Annotated in this window: 15 protein-coding genes and 2 pseudogenes; 4 read left to right on the top strand and 13 right to left on the bottom strand. The window is 40.5% G+C overall.

Features of this window, described 5'->3' with window-relative positions:
- Positions 1-9 precede the first annotated feature (9 nt).
- From CWC30_RS02150 to CWC30_RS02140, 3 genes are read left to right on the top strand one after another with little or no spacing between them, the layout of a single operon-like run.
- The gene (locus tag CWC30_RS02150; protein WP_138626303.1) at positions 10-1293 is read left to right on the top strand and encodes a YeaH/YhbH family protein; all 1284 of its coding nucleotides are present in this window, start codon (positions 10-12) and stop codon (positions 1291-1293) included.
- Between the two features lie 18 nt (positions 1294-1311).
- Positions 1312-2826 carry a SpoVR family protein gene (locus tag CWC30_RS02145; protein WP_138626302.1) on the top strand — a complete coding sequence of 505 codons (1515 nt, stop codon included), beginning with the start codon at positions 1312-1314 and terminating at the stop codon, positions 2824-2826.
- 5 nt (positions 2827-2831) lie between these two features.
- A complete protein-coding gene (locus tag CWC30_RS02140; RefSeq protein ID WP_069439622.1) occupies positions 2832-3713 on the top strand; it encodes a universal stress protein in 882 nt (293 codons plus the stop codon).
- 10 nt (positions 3714-3723) lie between these two features.
- On the opposite strand, the gene CWC30_RS02135 is transcribed toward CWC30_RS02140, so the two are convergent.
- Both CWC30_RS02135 and CWC30_RS02130 read right to left on the bottom strand, forming a co-directional pair.
- A complete protein-coding gene (locus CWC30_RS02135; RefSeq protein WP_138626301.1) occupies positions 3724-4695 on the bottom strand; it encodes a sensor domain-containing diguanylate cyclase in 972 nt (323 codons plus the stop codon).
- A 6-nt stretch (positions 4696-4701) separates the two neighbouring features.
- A complete protein-coding gene (locus tag CWC30_RS02130) occupies positions 4702-5706 on the bottom strand; it encodes a response regulator (RefSeq protein WP_138626300.1) in 1005 nt (334 codons plus the stop codon).
- 221 nt (positions 5707-5927) lie between these two features.
- Here CWC30_RS02130 and tpx point away from each other — a divergent pair, with 221 nt between their 5' ends.
- Positions 5928-6509, top strand: coding sequence for a thiol peroxidase (gene tpx, locus CWC30_RS02125; protein ID WP_036982343.1), 582 nt, complete (start codon positions 5928-5930; stop codon positions 6507-6509).
- A gap of 73 nt (positions 6510-6582) precedes the next feature.
- On the opposite strand, the gene adk is transcribed toward tpx, so the two are convergent.
- The 11 genes and pseudogenes from adk to CWC30_RS19195 all read right to left on the bottom strand — a co-directional run.
- Entirely contained in the window at positions 6583-7227 is a 645-nt protein-coding gene (gene adk / locus CWC30_RS02120) for an adenylate kinase (RefSeq protein ID WP_138626299.1), read from the bottom strand.
- Positions 7228-7588: 361 nt separating this feature from the next.
- On the bottom strand, positions 7589-9502 hold the full coding sequence (htpG, locus tag CWC30_RS02115; protein ID WP_036982337.1) for a molecular chaperone HtpG: 1914 nt from the start codon (positions 9500-9502) through the stop codon (positions 7589-7591).
- 122 nt (positions 9503-9624) lie between these two features.
- A pseudogene (locus CWC30_RS02110) lies at positions 9625-10242 on the bottom strand (RluA family pseudouridine synthase).
- Between the two features lie 200 nt (positions 10243-10442).
- A complete protein-coding gene (recR, locus tag CWC30_RS02105; protein WP_036982332.1) occupies positions 10443-11051 on the bottom strand; it encodes a recombination mediator RecR in 609 nt (202 codons plus the stop codon).
- A 6-nt stretch (positions 11052-11057) separates the two neighbouring features.
- The gene (locus CWC30_RS02100) at positions 11058-11384 is read right to left on the bottom strand and encodes a YbaB/EbfC family nucleoid-associated protein (protein WP_013465191.1); all 327 of its coding nucleotides are present in this window, start codon (positions 11382-11384) and stop codon (positions 11058-11060) included.
- A gap of 60 nt (positions 11385-11444) precedes the next feature.
- Positions 11445-13778 (bottom strand): DNA polymerase III subunit gamma/tau, encoded by a 2334-nt coding sequence (gene dnaX / locus CWC30_RS02095; protein ID WP_138626298.1) that lies wholly within the window; start codon positions 13776-13778, stop codon positions 11445-11447.
- A 3-nt stretch (positions 13779-13781) separates the two neighbouring features.
- Positions 13782-14327 carry an adenine phosphoribosyltransferase gene (apt, locus tag CWC30_RS02090; protein ID WP_013465193.1) on the bottom strand — a complete coding sequence of 182 codons (546 nt, stop codon included), beginning with the start codon at positions 14325-14327 and terminating at the stop codon, positions 13782-13784.
- A gap of 161 nt (positions 14328-14488) precedes the next feature.
- Positions 14489-14611, bottom strand: a complete 123-nt coding sequence (locus tag CWC30_RS19020) for a hypothetical protein (RefSeq protein ID WP_255314607.1) — start codon at positions 14609-14611, stop codon at positions 14489-14491.
- A 72-nt stretch (positions 14612-14683) separates the two neighbouring features.
- Positions 14684-15436, bottom strand: coding sequence for an HvfC family RiPP maturation protein (locus CWC30_RS02085; protein WP_138626297.1), 753 nt, complete (start codon positions 15434-15436; stop codon positions 14684-14686).
- A 54-nt stretch (positions 15437-15490) separates the two neighbouring features.
- Positions 15491-16348 (bottom strand): HvfB family MNIO-type RiPP peptide maturase, encoded by an 858-nt coding sequence (locus CWC30_RS02080; RefSeq protein WP_138626296.1) that lies wholly within the window; start codon positions 16346-16348, stop codon positions 15491-15493.
- A gap of 64 nt (positions 16349-16412) precedes the next feature.
- Positions 16413-16493: pseudogene (locus CWC30_RS19195) on the bottom strand (HvfA family oxazolone/thioamide-modified RiPP metallophore); the annotation flags it as partial.
- Positions 16494-16541 lie beyond the last annotated feature (48 nt).

The following is a 16541-nucleotide window of genomic DNA, read 5'->3' as shown; positions in this document are numbered from 1 at the left end:
GAGGTCATTATGGCGCATTTTATCGACAGGCGTTTAAATGGCAAAAACAAAAGCACAGTTAACCGCCAGCGTTTTATTAGGCGTTATAAAAAGCAGATCAAAGAAGCGGTGTCTAATGCGATCAATAAACGCAGTGTCACTGATTCAAGCTCTGGAGAGAGCATCTCTATTCCGCAGCGTGATATTAGCGAACCTACTTTTCATCAAGGTAGAGGCGGTAATAGAGAGGAAATACACCCTGGGAACGATCAGTTCTCTACTGGCGACAAAATAGAACGCCCTAAAGGAGGCAAAGGCGGTGGCGCAGGCGAAGGTGAAGCAAGTGACTCTGGCGAAGGCCAAGATGAATTTGTTTTTTCTATCTCTAAAGATGAATACCTTGATTTGTTATTTGAGGATTTAGAACTCCCTAATTTGCAAGAAAATCAGCTTGATAAGCTAGTGCAAATGAAAACCCATCGCGCTGGGTTTTGCAGTGATGGTATGCCCAGCAATATTGATGTAGTGCGCTCATTACAAGGCTCTCTAGCTCGTCGTATTGCAATGACCGCAGGTAAAAAACGCCGCCTTAGCGAGCTTGAGGGGCAACTAGCACTGCTGCTTGAACAACCACACTGTGATAAAGCCGCTGTGGCCTTATTACAAAAAGAAATCGACACACTCAAACAGCAAATAAAAACCGTGCCCTTTATCGATAATTACGACTTACGTTTTCGTAACTACGACAAGCAACCACACCCAACTAGTAAAGCGGTGATGTTTTGTATTATGGATGTGTCAGGTTCGATGGATCAAGCAACAAAAGACATGGCAAAGCGCTTTTACATTTTGCTTTATCAGTTTTTAACTCGCAGCTACAAAGACATCGACGTTGTGTATATTCGCCATCATACCCAAGCCAAAGAAGTTGATGAGCAGGAGTTTTTTTATTCACAAGAAACAGGCGGTACCATTGTTTCAAGTGCACTAAAACTGATGAATGAAATAATAGCTGAGCGCTATAATGCTGATGAATGGAATATATACGCAGCACAAGCTTCTGATGGCGATAATTGGGCCGATGACACGCCCCAATGTGGACACATTTTACGTAATAAAATACTTAAAGCTGTTCGCTATTTTGCCTATATAGAAATTACCACACGTGCCCATCAAAGTTTATGGCGCGAGTATCGAAGCATTAGCCAAACGAACAGTAATTTTGCCATCCAACATATCCAAGGTGTTGAAGATATTTACCCTATATTTAGGGAGCTATTTAAAAAAGGTCGTCAACAGCAAGGGGCTGCATAGCCAAAGCGAGGTAGCATTATGAACGATAATCGAATAAGTGATGGGCCCGATTGGACCTTTGAACTATTGCAACAATACCAAGACGAAATAGCCCGTGTGGCTGAGCACTACAAGTTAGACACCTACCCTAACCAAATTGAAGTGATCACGGCAGAACAAATGATGGATGCCTACTCAAGTGTAGGCATCCCCATTGGCTACACTCACTGGTCATATGGTAAAAAATTTATTCAAACGGAGCAAAATTATAAACGCGGCCAAATGGGACTTGCGTATGAAATTGTGATTAATTCCAACCCCTGTATTGCTTACCTAATGGAAGAAAACACCCTTCCGATGCAGGCACTGGTTATGGCACATGCTTGCTACGGGCATAACTCATTTTTCAAAGGTAATTATTTATTTAAAACTTGGACTGATGCAGGCTCAATTATTGATTATTTATTGTTTGCTAAAAACTATATTAGCCGCTGTGAAGAAAAGTACGGTATTTCCGAAGTAGAAAACATACTCGACTCATGTCATGCATTAATGAGTTACGGTGTTGATAGGTACAAACGTCCACAACGAATTTCGTTATTTGAAGAACAAAAGCGTCAGCAAGAACGGGCTGAGTATTTGCAATCACAAGTTAACGAATTATGGCGTACCATTCCTTCTCAACAGCAAGAGTCAAAAAAACACGAACGCCACTTCCCGCAAGAGCCACAGGAAAATATTCTGTACTTTATTGAAAAAAATGCCCCTTTACTCGAGTCATGGCAGCGAGAAATCGTCAGGATAGTGCGAAAAATATCACAATACTTTTATCCGCAAAAACAAACCCAAGTAATGAATGAAGGTTGGGCCACTTTTTGGCACTATACTATTTTGAACCATTTATATGATGAGGGAAAACTAACCGACTCATTTATGTTGGAGTTTTTACAAAGCCATACTAATGTTGTGTACCAACCTCCATACAATAGCGATTATTACTCGGGTATTAACCCCTATGCACTGGGCTTTAATATGATGGTTGATATACGTCGTATTTGTGAAAACCCAACAGAAGAAGATAAACGCTGGTTTCCTGAGCATGCGGGCAGTGACTGGCTCGAGACACTCCACTTTGCAATGCAAAATTTCAAGGATGAGAGTTTTATTAGCCAATTTTTATCCCCTAAGCTGATTCGGGACTTTAAATTATTCACCATAGTCGACCATGCTAGTAACCCACATTTAGAAATAGGCGCTATTCACGACGATAATGGCTACAAATCGGTTAGAGAAGCACTTTCTGCACAATATAACCTTAGTAATCATGAGCCTAACATACAAGTTTACGATGTTGACTTACGCGGCGACCGCTCTTTAACTCTACGATATGTACCCCATAATGCTATTCCACTGGCTAACTCCCATGGGGAAGTATTAAAACACCTTTACAGACTATGGGGCTTTAAGGTAAAACTGGAACAGGAGTCAAATTCGGGTGAGATTTCAACCATTGGTCAATGTCCAATTGATGATTCACGCCATACAACAGAGTAAAAATAATGGACAAAAAAAAGCTTCTTGTACTGATTGATTCGGTTGAATTTGCAAAAACGTCATTGCAGCACGCTAAACAAAAAGCGCTGCAAGGCAATAAACATATTGATATTGTTGCATTTAGCTTTGAAGAAACCAGCAATATTTTATTTTCTCTGTCGCCAGAACAATTGCTTTCACTCCAAGATAAATGCCTTTCATCATTAAGGGCACAATTGGAGCCACTGATTAGCGCTGAACTGGAGGGTTGCAGTTATACCTTTCAAACCGCATGGCATGAAGCCCCCGAGCAGTGGCTTAACGAAGATATTAATACTGATGATTACGAAATGGTGATAAAAACACGCCATATCGACAGCGATAGCCAATTTAGTGAGCTTGATTGGCAACTTATCCGCTTTACACCCATCGCTTTGTATTTAGCGGCAGATAACAAATGGCGCAAGCATACCAACATACTCGCCGCACTTGATTTAGCTAGCGAAAAAACCGCAAAACATAAACTTAATCAGTCAATTATTAAATATGGCCTAGCATACGCACAGCGAACAGACTGTGAATTTTATGCCGGCTACACAGTGTATATTTCTCCAATATTAAGAGATTTAGGCTTAGTATTTTCAGAAGAGCAACTAGTCAATGCCTTTGAGAAATTACCTCAATCACAGCAACAACTCATTATTGATAATAACTTACGCGACAAACTTTATATTAAAGCGGGTTTACCTGAGCAGGTGATCCCAAGCTTAGCAGCCAAGCTCAATGCTGATTTAGTGATTATAGGATCTGTTGGGAATGTAGGAATTAAAGCAAAACTCATTGGTAATACTGCAGAAAAAATAATGCGCTTACTTAAAACTGACTTGCTTATTTTACCCCCCAATTAAAAAATGATGCCTAAGCATCATTTTTTATATCAGCGTATACCGACACTTTATTTCGACCTGTTTCTTTTGAATGGTAAAGCGCTTTATCGGCAGCTTCAATCCAACGTTCGTGATCTTTAAATTGATCATCAAAACACGCAACACCCACACTAATGGCCAAATGCAGCGTGTGCTCATTGTATTTCGCCGGAGAGGTTTCAATTAGCTGGCGTAAGCGTTCAGCAAATACAATAGCCCCTTGTTTATCGGTATCTAATAAAGTAACAACAAACTCTTCACCGCCGTATCGCCCAGCAATGTCTGTTTCACGCAATGCAGTTTTCAGTAAACTCGCTACATGACGAAGTGCTACATCTCCAGCACTGTGTCCAAAATCATCATTTACCTTTTTAAAGTGGTCAATATCAAAAATTAATAACGAGCAACAACCTTTGTTTCGCTTCGTTCGTAAAAATTCTTGGTGCAATAAATGCTCCCAGTGCCCTCTATTGGCAAGCTGGGTTAAACTATCTGTTTGGCTTACTTGTTCTAGTTTTTTATTTAACTCTTCTAGTTCTTTTTTGTTAACCGCAATATCTGTCACATCGTAAATAATAATACAAATATGCTCGACTTCGCCTCGCACATTGGTAAGTGGGATAAACGTGGCATTTTGATACATATAGTCCGCTTTACCGGTAATTGGTCGGTAGTTTTTAAAACGAAAAATATAAGGCTGTTGCTCCCAAATAGTAAATGAACGATTCTTTAATACAAACACTGACTCAGATTTACTTCTAAACCATTTTTCATCAATGGCCGGAAATAAATCAAATAAGTCTTTGTCTTTCACAGCGCTCGGTAACAAACCAGAATGATTTTCCATAAAACCATTCCATACATGCACTTTGTATTCTCGATCGAGTATAACAAGACCGACATCAACCGTATTAAACATATCCATTAACCAATGGATTTCATTCACATCTAAATCAGCTGGCATAAATATTTAATCTTCTAGTAGATGAGCAACTTTGTATTTCAAAGTTTTCAGTGAATCTTCAGTAAAGAGCAACATTAAATCACAACTAATATCATGATTTTCAATACCGTAACTTATTTCTATGGCTAGAGTCCGTTGCCAGCGCGACTTATTCGACTGAACAAGTTCAGAAACGTCCCGATGCTGCCCCAAAACTATTGGATGCCCTTGGCTAAAGGTCATGTCGAGCTGTTTTGACAAGCCGGTTAAAATAGCGCCAATTAAAATGTTACTTACATCCATTAGCAACTCTAACTCAACCTTGTCGTTTAGTTCACCTTCGTAATTCATCAGTGAGGCTATTTCTTTAAAACTAGAGTCATTTAAAAGTAATAATGCCTCGCCAGATACCCCGCCGCCTATAAAGCCTTGGCAAATACCCGATGTAGTGTCATTGGTATCAACATAGCTTAACGCCATGTTGAGCTCACTGACTTCTAAAACATTAACATTAGGAATGGGTAACTTAACAAATACATTAAGCAGTCTTGCCAGTAAATCTCCCGCCTGACCCATGGCAACATTAGTCAGCTCTTGATATATATCACGAACATCAGGGTCAACTTGTTCACCTAACGAGTGAGACATGCGTTCACGCAGTGCTCTATCTCTAATACCATGATGTTCAATAATGGCAGCAAGCTTTTCGGGGGAACACGGTTTTTGAATAAAATCTATGGCGCCAAGCTCAAGCACACGTTGATGCGCACTCGGTTGAATATCGCCTGATACCACAACAGTGAGAACGTCGAGTCCTTGCTCTTTCATTGCAGCAAGCACGCCATAACCGTCCATTTCTGGCATATTTAAATCAAGGAAAAGAATTTCAGGCAGGGCTTTAGTTATTTGTTTTATGCAGTCTACACCGTCACATGCAAATTCAACTTTAATATCCCAATCATCGGGTAAAGAGCGAGCTAATTGACGTCTAGCTAATTTTGAATCATCACAAATTAAAACCGATGTTGACATATTATCTCTCTATTTTAAAACTTGTTGTACGCTGACACCGCAAAAAATAAAGGCACCGATATTATTAATCATTACCTATTTATTATATATACATATTAATCAAAGTATTGCTTATTTACAATTTTAGGGAAAAATAAACGCGTCAATTATTCTGCTTGGTAACTCCATCACTGTATAATACACTCACCACTATTACGTTAATTCTTAAAAGGAAAAAATCCATGCGTCGTTCATTAGCCTTTGCATTAAGCCTGTTTTGTTGCACTAGTTTTGCATCAGAGTTACCTGAAAACACCTTAGATGCAGGAAAAGTAACAGCGCAAGGTAAACCTGTTACGTTACTAGGCCAAGGCCTTAAAGTCGGTGCTGATGCGCCAAATTTTAAAGTGGTCGACGACAGCTTTACTGCCATTACATTAGAAAATTACCAAGGACAGGCTATATTGATCAGCGTAGTACCAAGCTTAGATACTGGTATTTGTAGCCTGCAAACAAAACATTTTAATGAAAAAGTAGCGCAACAGTTTCCTAGCGTAGCCATGTTGACGATTAGTGCCGACCTACCTTTTGCACAAAAACGTTTTTGCAAAGCAGAAAATATCGATAAAGTTACGACACTTTCTGATTCTGTATGGCGTGATTTTGGCCAAAAGTATGGGTTAATAATTAAAGATATGGGGTTACTTACTCGCGCTGTTTTTATTCTCGATAAAAGCCATAAAGTTATATATAAACAATTAGTTAGTAGCTTATCAACCGAGCCTGAATACGATAGCGTTATTGAAAAGCTTAAAACGCTTTAAAGGTCAAATTTCAGATAATAAAAAACCGCTATAAAGCGGTTTTTTTAATTATGCTTTTAATTTTAGATAAAAATTAACCTAAAAGCTCAGCTAGTTGCTTGCTTACAGCTTCAACCGCTTGAGTACCGTCTAATTTATGGTACTGCGTATTACCTGCTTGCGCTTCTGCTTGATAGTAGTCAACCAGTGGCATTGTTTGCTCATGGTAAATGCCTAAGCGTTTACGAACTGTCTCTTCTGTGTCATCCTCACGAATAATAAGCTCTTCGCCTGTTTCGTTGTCTTTACCTTCCTCTTTTGGTGGATTGTAAACAACATGATAAACACGACCAGAACCAGGATGAACACGACGGCCACCCATACGCTCAACAATTACTTCATCAGCAACATCAAACTCAATAACATGATCAACGACAACGCCATTGTCTTTCATTGCATCAGCTTGTGGAATGGTACGTGGGAAGCCATCAAGTAAAAAGCCTTTCTCACAATCAGGTTTTGCAATGCGCTCTTTAACAAGGCCAATGATGATGTCATCAGAAATTAACTGACCTGCGTCCATTACTTTTTTTGCTTCAAGGCCAAGTGGTGTGGCCTCTTTAATTGCAGCTCGTAGCATATCACCGGTAGAAATTTGTGGAATACCGTATCTATCCATTAAAAACTGAGCTTGAGTACCTTTACCTGCACCCGGCGCGCCCAAAAGAATAATGCGCATATCATTGTCCCCTAATATGAGAGTTTATTTTAAAGTCTGAATTCTTCCACAAGCGCCGCAGATACTCAAGTAACTTATACTAATTGTCTAGAGTCTGTTGGCCTTTGCGGATTAATATTTGTGCAAGCCAGGGGCACTTTAATAGCGGCACAAGCTTTGCAACCTAGTAGACTGTGTAAAAATCGAGCAAAGCTTCTGCGTCCTGCTCACGCCATTTGCCACCCCCCATGTAGGCAGACAGACCCTTTCGGGCAGCGCCTATGCAGAAAATTTAACCTTTACAAATCAATAAACTCTATGCTCCAGCGCATAAAAAAGGGAACAAACGTTCCCTTTTTACTCAATCATTGATTTTTAATACTTATTTGCTCAAATCAAGCATAAGTTTATTTAAGCGAGTGACAAATCCAGTTGGATCTTTAAGCGTACCGCGCTCAGCTAGTAATGCTTGATCTAGCAATACATGTGACCACTGCGCAAATTTATCTTCGTCTTGCTCATCATTTAAATGCTTAACAATCTGGTGTTCAGGGTTTAGCTCAAACACAGGTTTAGCTTCTGGCACTGCTTGACCTACTGACTCCATCAGCTTTTGCATTTGCGAGCTCATGTCGTTGTCGTCGCTCACCACACAGGCTGGCGAATCGGTTAAACGATGTGTAAAGCGTACTTCTTTAACATCATCACCTAATGCGGTTTTAATACGCTCAATAAGGCCTGCAACTTCTTTTTCAGACTCTTCTTGTGCTTTTTTCGTTTCTTCGTCGTCTAAGTCACCTAAATCTAAATCACCGCGAGTAATTGATTGAAATTGCTTGTCTGCAAATTCAGTTAAGTGGCTCATCATCCACTCATCAACACGGTCACTTAGTAGTAAAACTTCAATGCCTTTTTTGCGGAAAATTTCTAAATGCGGTGAGTTTTTAGCTGCAATAAATGAGTCAGCAACAACATAGTAAATTTTATCTTGGCTGTCTTTCATACGCTCAATGTATTGTTCAAGCGATACATCTTGAGTGTCTGAATCGGTATGCGTTGAAGCAAAACGTAGCAGCTTAGCAATGCTCTCTTTGTTAGCCGCATCTTCTGCTGGGCCTTCTTTCATTACTTGACCAAATTCATTCCAAAACGTTTGGTAATCATCGGCTTTGTTTTTCGCCATACGCTCAAGCATTTTAATAATACGCGACGTACACCCCTTACGGATAGCTTGGGTCACTTTGTTATCTTGAAGTATTTCACGCGATACGTTCAGTGGTAAATCATTTGAATCTAATAAACCTTTAACGAAACGCAGGTAGCTTGGCATAAACTGCTCAGCATCATCCATAATAAATACACGTTGCACGTATAATTTTAAGCCACTTTGGCGCTCACGGTTCCATAAATCAAACGGCGCTTTTTTCGGAATGTATAACAAACTGGTGTATTCAGTTTTACCTTCAACTTTGTTATGCCCCCAACTAAGTGGATCTTCCCAGTCATGGCTTACATGTTTGTAAAATTCTTTGTATTCATCTTCAGAGATTTCAGACTTATCACGCGTCCACAATGCCGTAGCACGGTTAATGCTTTCCCACTCACCAGGAACTGCTGGAATTTTCTCACCGTTTTCGCCTTCAGACTCTGGTACTTCTGCTTTGTACATTTGTACTGGTGTAGAAATATGATCAGAGTATTTAGTCACGATACTACGAAGGCGCCATTCGTCTGCGTACTCTTTTTCTTCTTCACGTAGGTGTAGAATAATGTCTGTACCACGGCCTTGTTTTTCAATTTCTTGCAGCGTGTATTCACCTTCACCTTTTGATTGCCACTCTACAGCTGTTGTCTCCCCTGCTTTACGGGTACGCACTGTCACTTCATCAGCCACAATAAACGCTGAGTAAAAGCCCACACCAAATTGACCAATAAGTTGTGAATCTTTGCTTTGGTCGCCCGTTAAGTTTTTGAAAAATTCTGCGGTACCCGACTTTGCAATTGTACCTAAAGAGCTGATCACTTCATCACGTGTCATACCAATACCATTATCAGAAATGGTTACCGTATTAGCTTCTTTATCAGCACTAATACGTACACGTAAATCAGCATCACCTTGATATAAGTCGCCGTTTGATAACGCTAAAAAGCGTAATTTATCGGCTGCATCAGATGCATTTGATACAAGCTCACGTAAAAATATTTCTTTATTAGAATAAAGCGAATGAATCATTAAGTTTAATAATTGTTTTACTTCTGTTTGAAAGCCTAATGTTTCTTTTTGTGCTGCAGTCATTTATGTATCTCCAATTTGCAAAGTGTCTGCGTTATGCACTTAATATGGGGGGAGGTGTGAGAACTTCAAGTAAAAAAATATAAAAAAACCCCATTCAAAGACACTTTAAAAGGCTTAATCAACTAAAAAGGCGTTGCGGCATGCCCGTGCATTAGCTTATCAGTGCGTGGATGCACAAAAAATAAGTCGCTGGCATGTAATAATAACCGTTGAGTTCTCTGCTCACTGCAATCATTTGTATATAAATCACACCCTAGTATAGGGTAGCCAAACGTTAGGCTATGTATTCTAAGTTGATGAGTGCGTCCAGTTATAGGAGTAAATTCGACTAAGGTTTTTTACTCTTTGTGAAAACGTTTAACCACTTTAAATTCAGTTTGCGCGGGTTTGCCGCTGTGGTGGCAAATTTTCACTTTCGGAAATAGCATTTTATCTTTTACTATAGGCGCAGTAATCACTCCTTGAGACACAGCAACCAACCCTGAGAGCATTGCGCGGTATTGTTTTTTAACACTTCGGTATTGAAATTGCAGATTCAGTGCTTTAGCTGCTTGCGCGTTAAGTGCTACCACCATCACTCCGGAGGTACCCAAATCTAAACGGTGGGGTAATATGGCTTTAGGAAACGCTGCGGTAACGCCTTGTTGACCATTAACAAGCCTATAGTGAACCGAATCCCAGTTAAGAGGGTTTTTACCCTATAAACTTAACAAACCGCTAGGTTTATTGATCAACAAAATATCATCATCTTAATAAATGATTTCTGTGTGTTCATGGCAAACAGGTGCGATAAAGTCATCAACAATCACATTAGCACTTTGAGTTATTGCAGCCATACCATCCTTAAGTTGTTATTTATATTGCATCAAAGGCAATAAAAAAGCCTACAAAATGTATGTAGGCTTTTAAAATAAGTTCAAATAGTTAAGCTTAAAATAAACTATTCATGGCTGACTAAGCGCCGACCACTAAATGCATGCATAAGCGTCATTCCATCGACTAAATCAAGCTCACCACCAACAGGAATACCATGAGCAATACGCGATGCACCCACATTGTTTTTGTGGCAAAGCTGAGCAATATAATGCGCCGTTGTTTCGCCTTCAACCGAAGGATTTGTGGCTAAAATGACTTCATTAATACCGCCTTGCGCGAGCTTTTGCTCAAGTACATCAAGGCCAATTTCTTTAGGCCCTATGCCATCAATCGGTGATAAATGCCCCATTAATACAAAGTAAAGCCCTTTGTATTGACCTGTTTGCTCAATGGCCAGTACATCCGTTGGCGATTCAACAACACATAAAATACCACTGTCTTGGCGTTTAGTGCTTAAGCAAATATCACAATGCGCTTGCTCGGTAAATGTGCGGCACGATTGGCAATGACCTACAGCATTCATTGCTTTAGTCAGGGCATTACCAAGTTGAGCACCGCCTTTGCGGTCGCGCTCTAACAAATGAAACGCAATACGCTGAGCAGACTTCGGACCAATGCCGGGCTGACAACGCAGTGCTTCAATAAGCGATGTTAAACTATCTGAAAGTTGCATAGTTGCTTAGAACGGCATTTTCATACCAGGTGGTAATTGCATACCGCCTGTTACTTTGCCCATGCGCTCTTGCGTTTCATCGGCAACACGGCGCACAGCGTCGTTACATGCTGCAGCTAATAAATCTTCAATCATGTCTTTGTCGTCTTCCATTAAGCTCTCATCAAGCTCAACACGGCGCACGTTGTGGTTACCAAGCATGGTTACTTTAACTAAACCTGCACCAGCTTCACCAACGACTTCCATTGTTGCGATTTCTTCTTGGGCTTTTTGCATGCGCTCTTGCATTTGCTGCGCTTGCTTCATCATGTTACCCATTCCACCTTTAAACATAATCGTCTCTCTTTCTTTTAATACATTAACTGAAATATAAATAAGGGCACTGATAGTTAATTACAATGCCTGAATACTGTTTTCGTCAATTTCAGCGCTAAATAGCTGTTGAAATTGTACTATATTTTCATCGCTTGTGATCACATCAATCGCTTGCTGGTGACGACCTGCATCAATTTTTTGTTGAATCAGATAAGGCGAGTCAATCACCCCACTGGCAAAGTCGATATTTAGCTCAACGTTATGCCCATAAATAGCAGATAACGCCACATTTAACTTTTGGCGCAGCATAGGCGTATCTAAATGCTTTTGCGATTCATCCACTTCAATATGAAAATGATTATCTTGCTTGGTAAAAATTGAATGCAAGGCAAACTGGCGCATACGCCCGCCAAGCCCCATTCGCTTAATTAAATAAGCCCATTCATCTTGTTGATGGGCAAATCTAATTTCACTGATGGGGCTTTGAAAATCATCCGGTACCGGAATACTTGGTGCTTGTTCAACAGCAGGAGCCGGTTTTTGCGGATTAATTTGCTCTAATAGCTCAGGTGCAAGATTTTCGGTAATTGTTTGGTGCTTCGCTTTAAAGTCAACTTTATTTGCAGGTTTAGTGCTTACCTGTGGCTTGCTCCCTGACATGGGGAGCGCTGGCTTTTTTGGTAACTCATCACCCGTCTCACTATCCCATGGAGGCGGCTCCTGCGCTACAGTTTGAGGTGTATTTCTAATAGGTTTATCGACGGGCCTAGCAGGGGTCGATTTTGGCACAACAGGTTTATCGGTTGCTGCGCTTGACAGTTTACCCGCACCGGAAATATTTCTGTCACGTAAAATACGCGCTATTGCAGACTGTGCACGTGCTTCTTGCTCGGCCATTGTTGGCGCTGAATGCTCAGTGCTACTAGGTACGTTTGATAGCTCAGGATTAAATCCTTGATCAACCGCGCTACTCATTACATCATCGTATTGCGCTGCAATGGTTTGTTCTACATCGCTGTGCTGCATGTAGACATCATCTTCGCTTTGACGCTGCGCTTGTTCATCGCTCATTGGCGTTGTATCAGACACGTTTGGCTGACTTTGTGTTGACTCTTGCTCAATGTGAGTCGGGCTATTATCAGAGCGCGAAACCTCAGGCTCAGCAGCCTCTATTGGCTGTGCATTATGTATTGATGGCTGACTTTCAGTGCTATTGCTCTGCGCTGGTTTATTTTTATTTAAAATATCACGCAATGCATTGGTACGCCCTGCGGCATTTTGCTCTGGCGCGGGTTGCGAGCTAGGCGCTGAATGCGTTGTTTGTGAGTGCTCAGGTTGAAATGCTAACAATCGTAGCATAATCATCTCAAACCCTAAGCGTGGCTCAGGCGCCCACTGTAAATCTTTTTTGCCATTCAGTAATAACTGATAATACACTTGAATTTGCTGAGCATGAGTGTGCGCTGCAACATGCTTAATGTAGTCAGCATTATTGCTATCAAGTGCTGCCGCTTCAGGCACTAATTGGCTTAATTGAATAATATGCGTAAGTGCAATTAAGTCATCAAGTAGTGCAATATAATTAGGATTTCTGCTCGCGACTTGGGCAACTTCAGCCATTAAGGCTGCGCCATCCTGCGCGAGTAATGCAGCGAGTAAACTCTGACTATAATGGGTATCCATTAAACCAAGCATGGCTTGAACAGCTTGATTATTAATATCGCCATTTGTTTGAGCAATAGCCTGATCGGTTAGGCTCAGCGCATCTCGCATACTGCCATCGGCTGCTTTAGCAATAATGCTTAGGGCATTATTATCAAAATTGAGCTGCTCTTGCGTAAGAACATGCTCAAGCTGTTGCTTAATTTCAGCTTGCGACAAGGCATTTAAATTAAACTGTAAGCAGCGCGATAAAATAGTTACCGGTAATTTTTGTGGATCGGTGGTCGCCAGTAAAAACTTTACATGCTCAGGTGGCTCTTCGAGCGTTTTTAATAAGGCATTAAAGCTGTGCTTTGACAACATGTGTACTTCATCAATTAAGTACACTTTATAGCGTCCGCGGGTTGGCGCATATTGAACGTTATCGAGTATTTCGCGAGTATCTTCAACTTTTGTGCGTGAGGCCGCATCTATTTCGAGTAAATCAATGTAGCGCCCTGCTTCTATATCAACACAGCTACTACATTGACCACATGGTGTGGCAGAAATGCCCTCATCACAATTTAAGCTTTTAGCAAAAATACGCGCAATGGTAGTTTTACCAACACCACGGGTTCCAGTGAATAAATAAGCGTGATGCAGTCTATTTTGATTCAGCGCATTAACCAGCGCTTGTTTAACATGAGACTGCCCAACCAATTCATGAAAGGTTTGAGGACGCCATTTTCTCGCTAGAACCTGATAACTCATCGATTATTCGCCTTCGAATTCAACCAATTTTAGGATTTTAATACCCATTTTTTCAACACGCTGCTCCCCACCTAGTTCAGGTAACGATACAACGAATGCTGCATCTGTGGCGTTGCCGCCTAATTTTGCAACCAACTTGGCTGTTGCTTCAATTGTACCACCGGTCGCCAACAAGTCATCAACTAGCAAAACTTTGTCACCGGCTACAATTGCATCAGTATGAAGCTCTAATGTATCTTCACCATATTCGAGTTGGTAATCTTGGCGAATAACTTCGCGCGGTAATTTACCAGGTTTGCGAACAGGGATAAAAGGAATTCCCAAGGCATAAGATAGCGGTGCACCAAAAATAAAGCCACGCGATTCTGTGCCAATAATTTTAGTAAAACCTTGATCTTTATAGGCGTTAATAAATGCATCTATGGTTGCTTTAAACGCTTCAGGGTTTGCCATTAGGGTTGTTACATCGCGAAACATAATGCCCGCTTTAGGGTAATCAGCAATTGTAGTAATGCTGTTTTTGATAATTGCTGGTGTTACTTGAGTCATAATTTTAACTGCTCAATGGTTCATATTACAAAGCAGGTGATTATAACCTTAAGTGAGCGTAAATTGCGAGTTTGCGGTAGTTATAAAAATTCAGGAAGGGTAAACAAGATAAAAAAATATAAGGCTGATGAAAACAACAGCCTTATGAAATAAAGCAAAAATTACGTCAAGCTGGTGATCCAACCTAAAATAGCATTTAAACACCCTATTCCAGCAAACACGGCTAAAAATGCAAAAAAGTAAGCCGCATTAAACGGGTCTTTAAACTCTTTATCATCTGACATCGGTACAACCTTTTATTAAGCACAACAAATAAAGGCGTTATAATAGACGATGTGAAATAATCTATAAAGAGCTTAATCTTGATTTTTTGTCACTATAATTTGACGCTGTGCCATAGCCGTTAAGGTACTTAATGCGCCTTGAGTTATTTGCTCAAGGCTAAATTGAGGTGCATTTTCACTGACTTGCTGGCAAACATGCGCAAATGTGCTTCCTGCGTTATTGTCAATAATAGACAACAGCATAGCGGTCATCGCATTAGTTGCTAAAAATTGTACTTCATCGTCTTTATCTCTGTACACCACAAAATAATGTGGCTGCTCAGAGGGCTGTTGCGGTTGAAACGCTTCGCTAATATGTTGTACGGGGAATTCATAGCTTAAGTTACGTGCCGTTTTAGATAAATATAAAGGGCTTTGGGTTAATTGATTCGTTACCAGTTCGCTCTCATTCAAGTCAGCCTGAGTTACCGATACATCAAGCTCAATCCATTCATAATGCGCCAGCGCTAGCATAAACACAGAGTCGCACTCTTTGGGCACATAACTTGTCATTAAATACGTTATAAACTCTTCAGCAATATCTAAAAAGTAAGGAGACTGGCAATCATGTTCACTAAAAAATTGACGAACCAGTAATAGCCACTGTTGCTCACTATAGAGTGTTTTTAAAACTGGAAATGCTGATGAAACAAACCCATTAATATTATTAAAAAAAAGCTCCCGATAAATAGCCATACGTCTGTCTTCAACATCTGCTGGGCAAGGGTTCGTGTTGGGCTGGCGAATATGAGCCATAAACTCATTTTGAATATCGATAAAACTCATTGTTAATACTCTTTTAAAACCATGCTGTTGTTATTACTAGCTGCATAGGACTGTTTAAGCACTTTGCTCAGTGGATAACAGCCGCAGGTGCTTTGCTTGTAATTGATGAATTATATCCAGCTCTTTGGTTAACACGTTAATAGGTGGAATATTAAAGTCCCGCTCTAACAGCGTCGGAAATACACCATGTGTTTCATAAGCGCTATCGAGCAACTGCCATACGGGATCAATAACATCGGCGCCATGAGTATCTATAATCAAGTCCTCGGCTTCGTTGTAATGCCCTGCAACATGGGCATAAGCAATTCGGTTAGTTGGCAATGCAGCTAAAAAGGCATGTGCATCGTAGCCATGATTAACTGAATTAACATAAATATTATTTACATCTAGTAGTAACTGGCAATCAGCCTGTTCTAAAATAGCGTTTGTAAATTCAAGCTCAGTTAACTGTTGTCCAGGCGCGCCATAATAAGACACATTTTCCAGCGCTAGCGGGCGTTCTAAAATATCTTGCACCTGTTTAACCCGAGAAACGACATGTTTGATCGCTTCTTCAGTAAAAGGAATTGGCATTAAGTCATACATGTGTCCTTTTCCTGAACAATAACTTAAATGCTCGCTGTATACTTTAATATTATGAGTATCAAAAAACGGTTTTAACGACTTTACAAATTCAAGGTCTAGTGGCTCAGGCGAGCCAATGGAAAGTGACAAACCATGGCAAACAAAGTGATTAGTATTGGTTAACTGTTTAAACTGCTTTTCAAAGCGCCCACCTAACTTTAACCAGTTTTCAGGGGCCACTTCCATAAACTCAATTTGTTTTGGTATGGCATGCTCAAGCTCATCTAGCATTTCTCTTCGCAAGCCTAAACCGACCATGCCAAAGTTAGGCGTTTGATTTTGAGCCATAATAAAACCTCATATTAAATAAAAAGGGCCTAATGGCCCTCTCACTTATCGGAAAAAGAAAAGTTTAGTGGCTACCACCACATTTACCTTCGCCACATTTGCCTTCTTTTTTGGCCTTAGCATCGCCACCACATTTACCTTCGCCGCACTTACCTTCAGATTGGTCTTAAGAGTAGCCCCATAAAAATAAAAC

The sequence above is a fragment of the Pseudoalteromonas sp. S4741 genome, from assembly GCF_005886135.1.
In the GTDB taxonomy this organism is placed as follows: Bacteria; Pseudomonadota; Gammaproteobacteria; order Enterobacterales; family Alteromonadaceae; genus Pseudoalteromonas; species Pseudoalteromonas tetraodonis.
This window is presented reverse-complemented; position numbering and strand designations above follow the sequence as displayed.

What these genes read in the sequence shown, in the direction of transcription:
- CWC30_RS02140 (WP_069439622.1), top strand. Translation starts at nt 2,832, where the DNA reads ATGGACAAAAAAAAGCTTCTTGTACTGATTGATTCGGTTGAATTTGCA.
- CWC30_RS02150 (WP_138626303.1), top strand. Translation starts at nt 10, where the DNA reads ATGGCGCATTTTATCGACAGGCGTTTAAATGGCAAAAACAAAAGCACA.
- tpx (WP_036982343.1), top strand. Translation starts at nt 5,928, where the DNA reads ATGCGTCGTTCATTAGCCTTTGCATTAAGCCTGTTTTGTTGCACTAGT.
- apt (WP_013465193.1), bottom strand. Translation starts at nt 14,327, where the DNA reads ATGACTCAAGTAACACCAGCAATTATCAAAAACAGCATTACTACAATT.
- adk (WP_138626299.1), bottom strand. Translation starts at nt 7,227, where the DNA reads ATGCGCATTATTCTTTTGGGCGCGCCGGGTGCAGGTAAAGGTACTCAA.
- CWC30_RS02135 (WP_138626301.1), bottom strand. Translation starts at nt 4,695, where the DNA reads ATGCCAGCTGATTTAGATGTGAATGAAATCCATTGGTTAATGGATATG.
- recR (WP_036982332.1), bottom strand. Translation starts at nt 11,051, where the DNA reads ATGCAACTTTCAGATAGTTTAACATCGCTTATTGAAGCACTGCGTTGT.
- CWC30_RS02100 (WP_013465191.1), bottom strand. Translation starts at nt 11,384, where the DNA reads ATGTTTAAAGGTGGAATGGGTAACATGATGAAGCAAGCGCAGCAAATG.
- CWC30_RS02080 (WP_138626296.1), bottom strand. Translation starts at nt 16,348, where the DNA reads ATGGCTCAAAATCAAACGCCTAACTTTGGCATGGTCGGTTTAGGCTTG.
- CWC30_RS02085 (WP_138626297.1), bottom strand. Translation starts at nt 15,436, where the DNA reads ATGAGTTTTATCGATATTCAAAATGAGTTTATGGCTCATATTCGCCAG.
- CWC30_RS19020 (WP_255314607.1), bottom strand. Translation starts at nt 14,611, where the DNA reads ATGTCAGATGATAAAGAGTTTAAAGACCCGTTTAATGCGGCTTACTTT.
- CWC30_RS02130 (WP_138626300.1), bottom strand. Translation starts at nt 5,706, where the DNA reads ATGTCAACATCGGTTTTAATTTGTGATGATTCAAAATTAGCTAGACGT.
- dnaX (WP_138626298.1), bottom strand. Translation starts at nt 13,778, where the DNA reads ATGAGTTATCAGGTTCTAGCGAGAAAATGGCGTCCTCAAACCTTTCAT.
- htpG (WP_036982337.1), bottom strand. Translation starts at nt 9,502, where the DNA reads ATGACTGCAGCACAAAAAGAAACATTAGGCTTTCAAACAGAAGTAAAA.
- CWC30_RS02145 (WP_138626302.1), top strand. Translation starts at nt 1,312, where the DNA reads ATGAACGATAATCGAATAAGTGATGGGCCCGATTGGACCTTTGAACTA.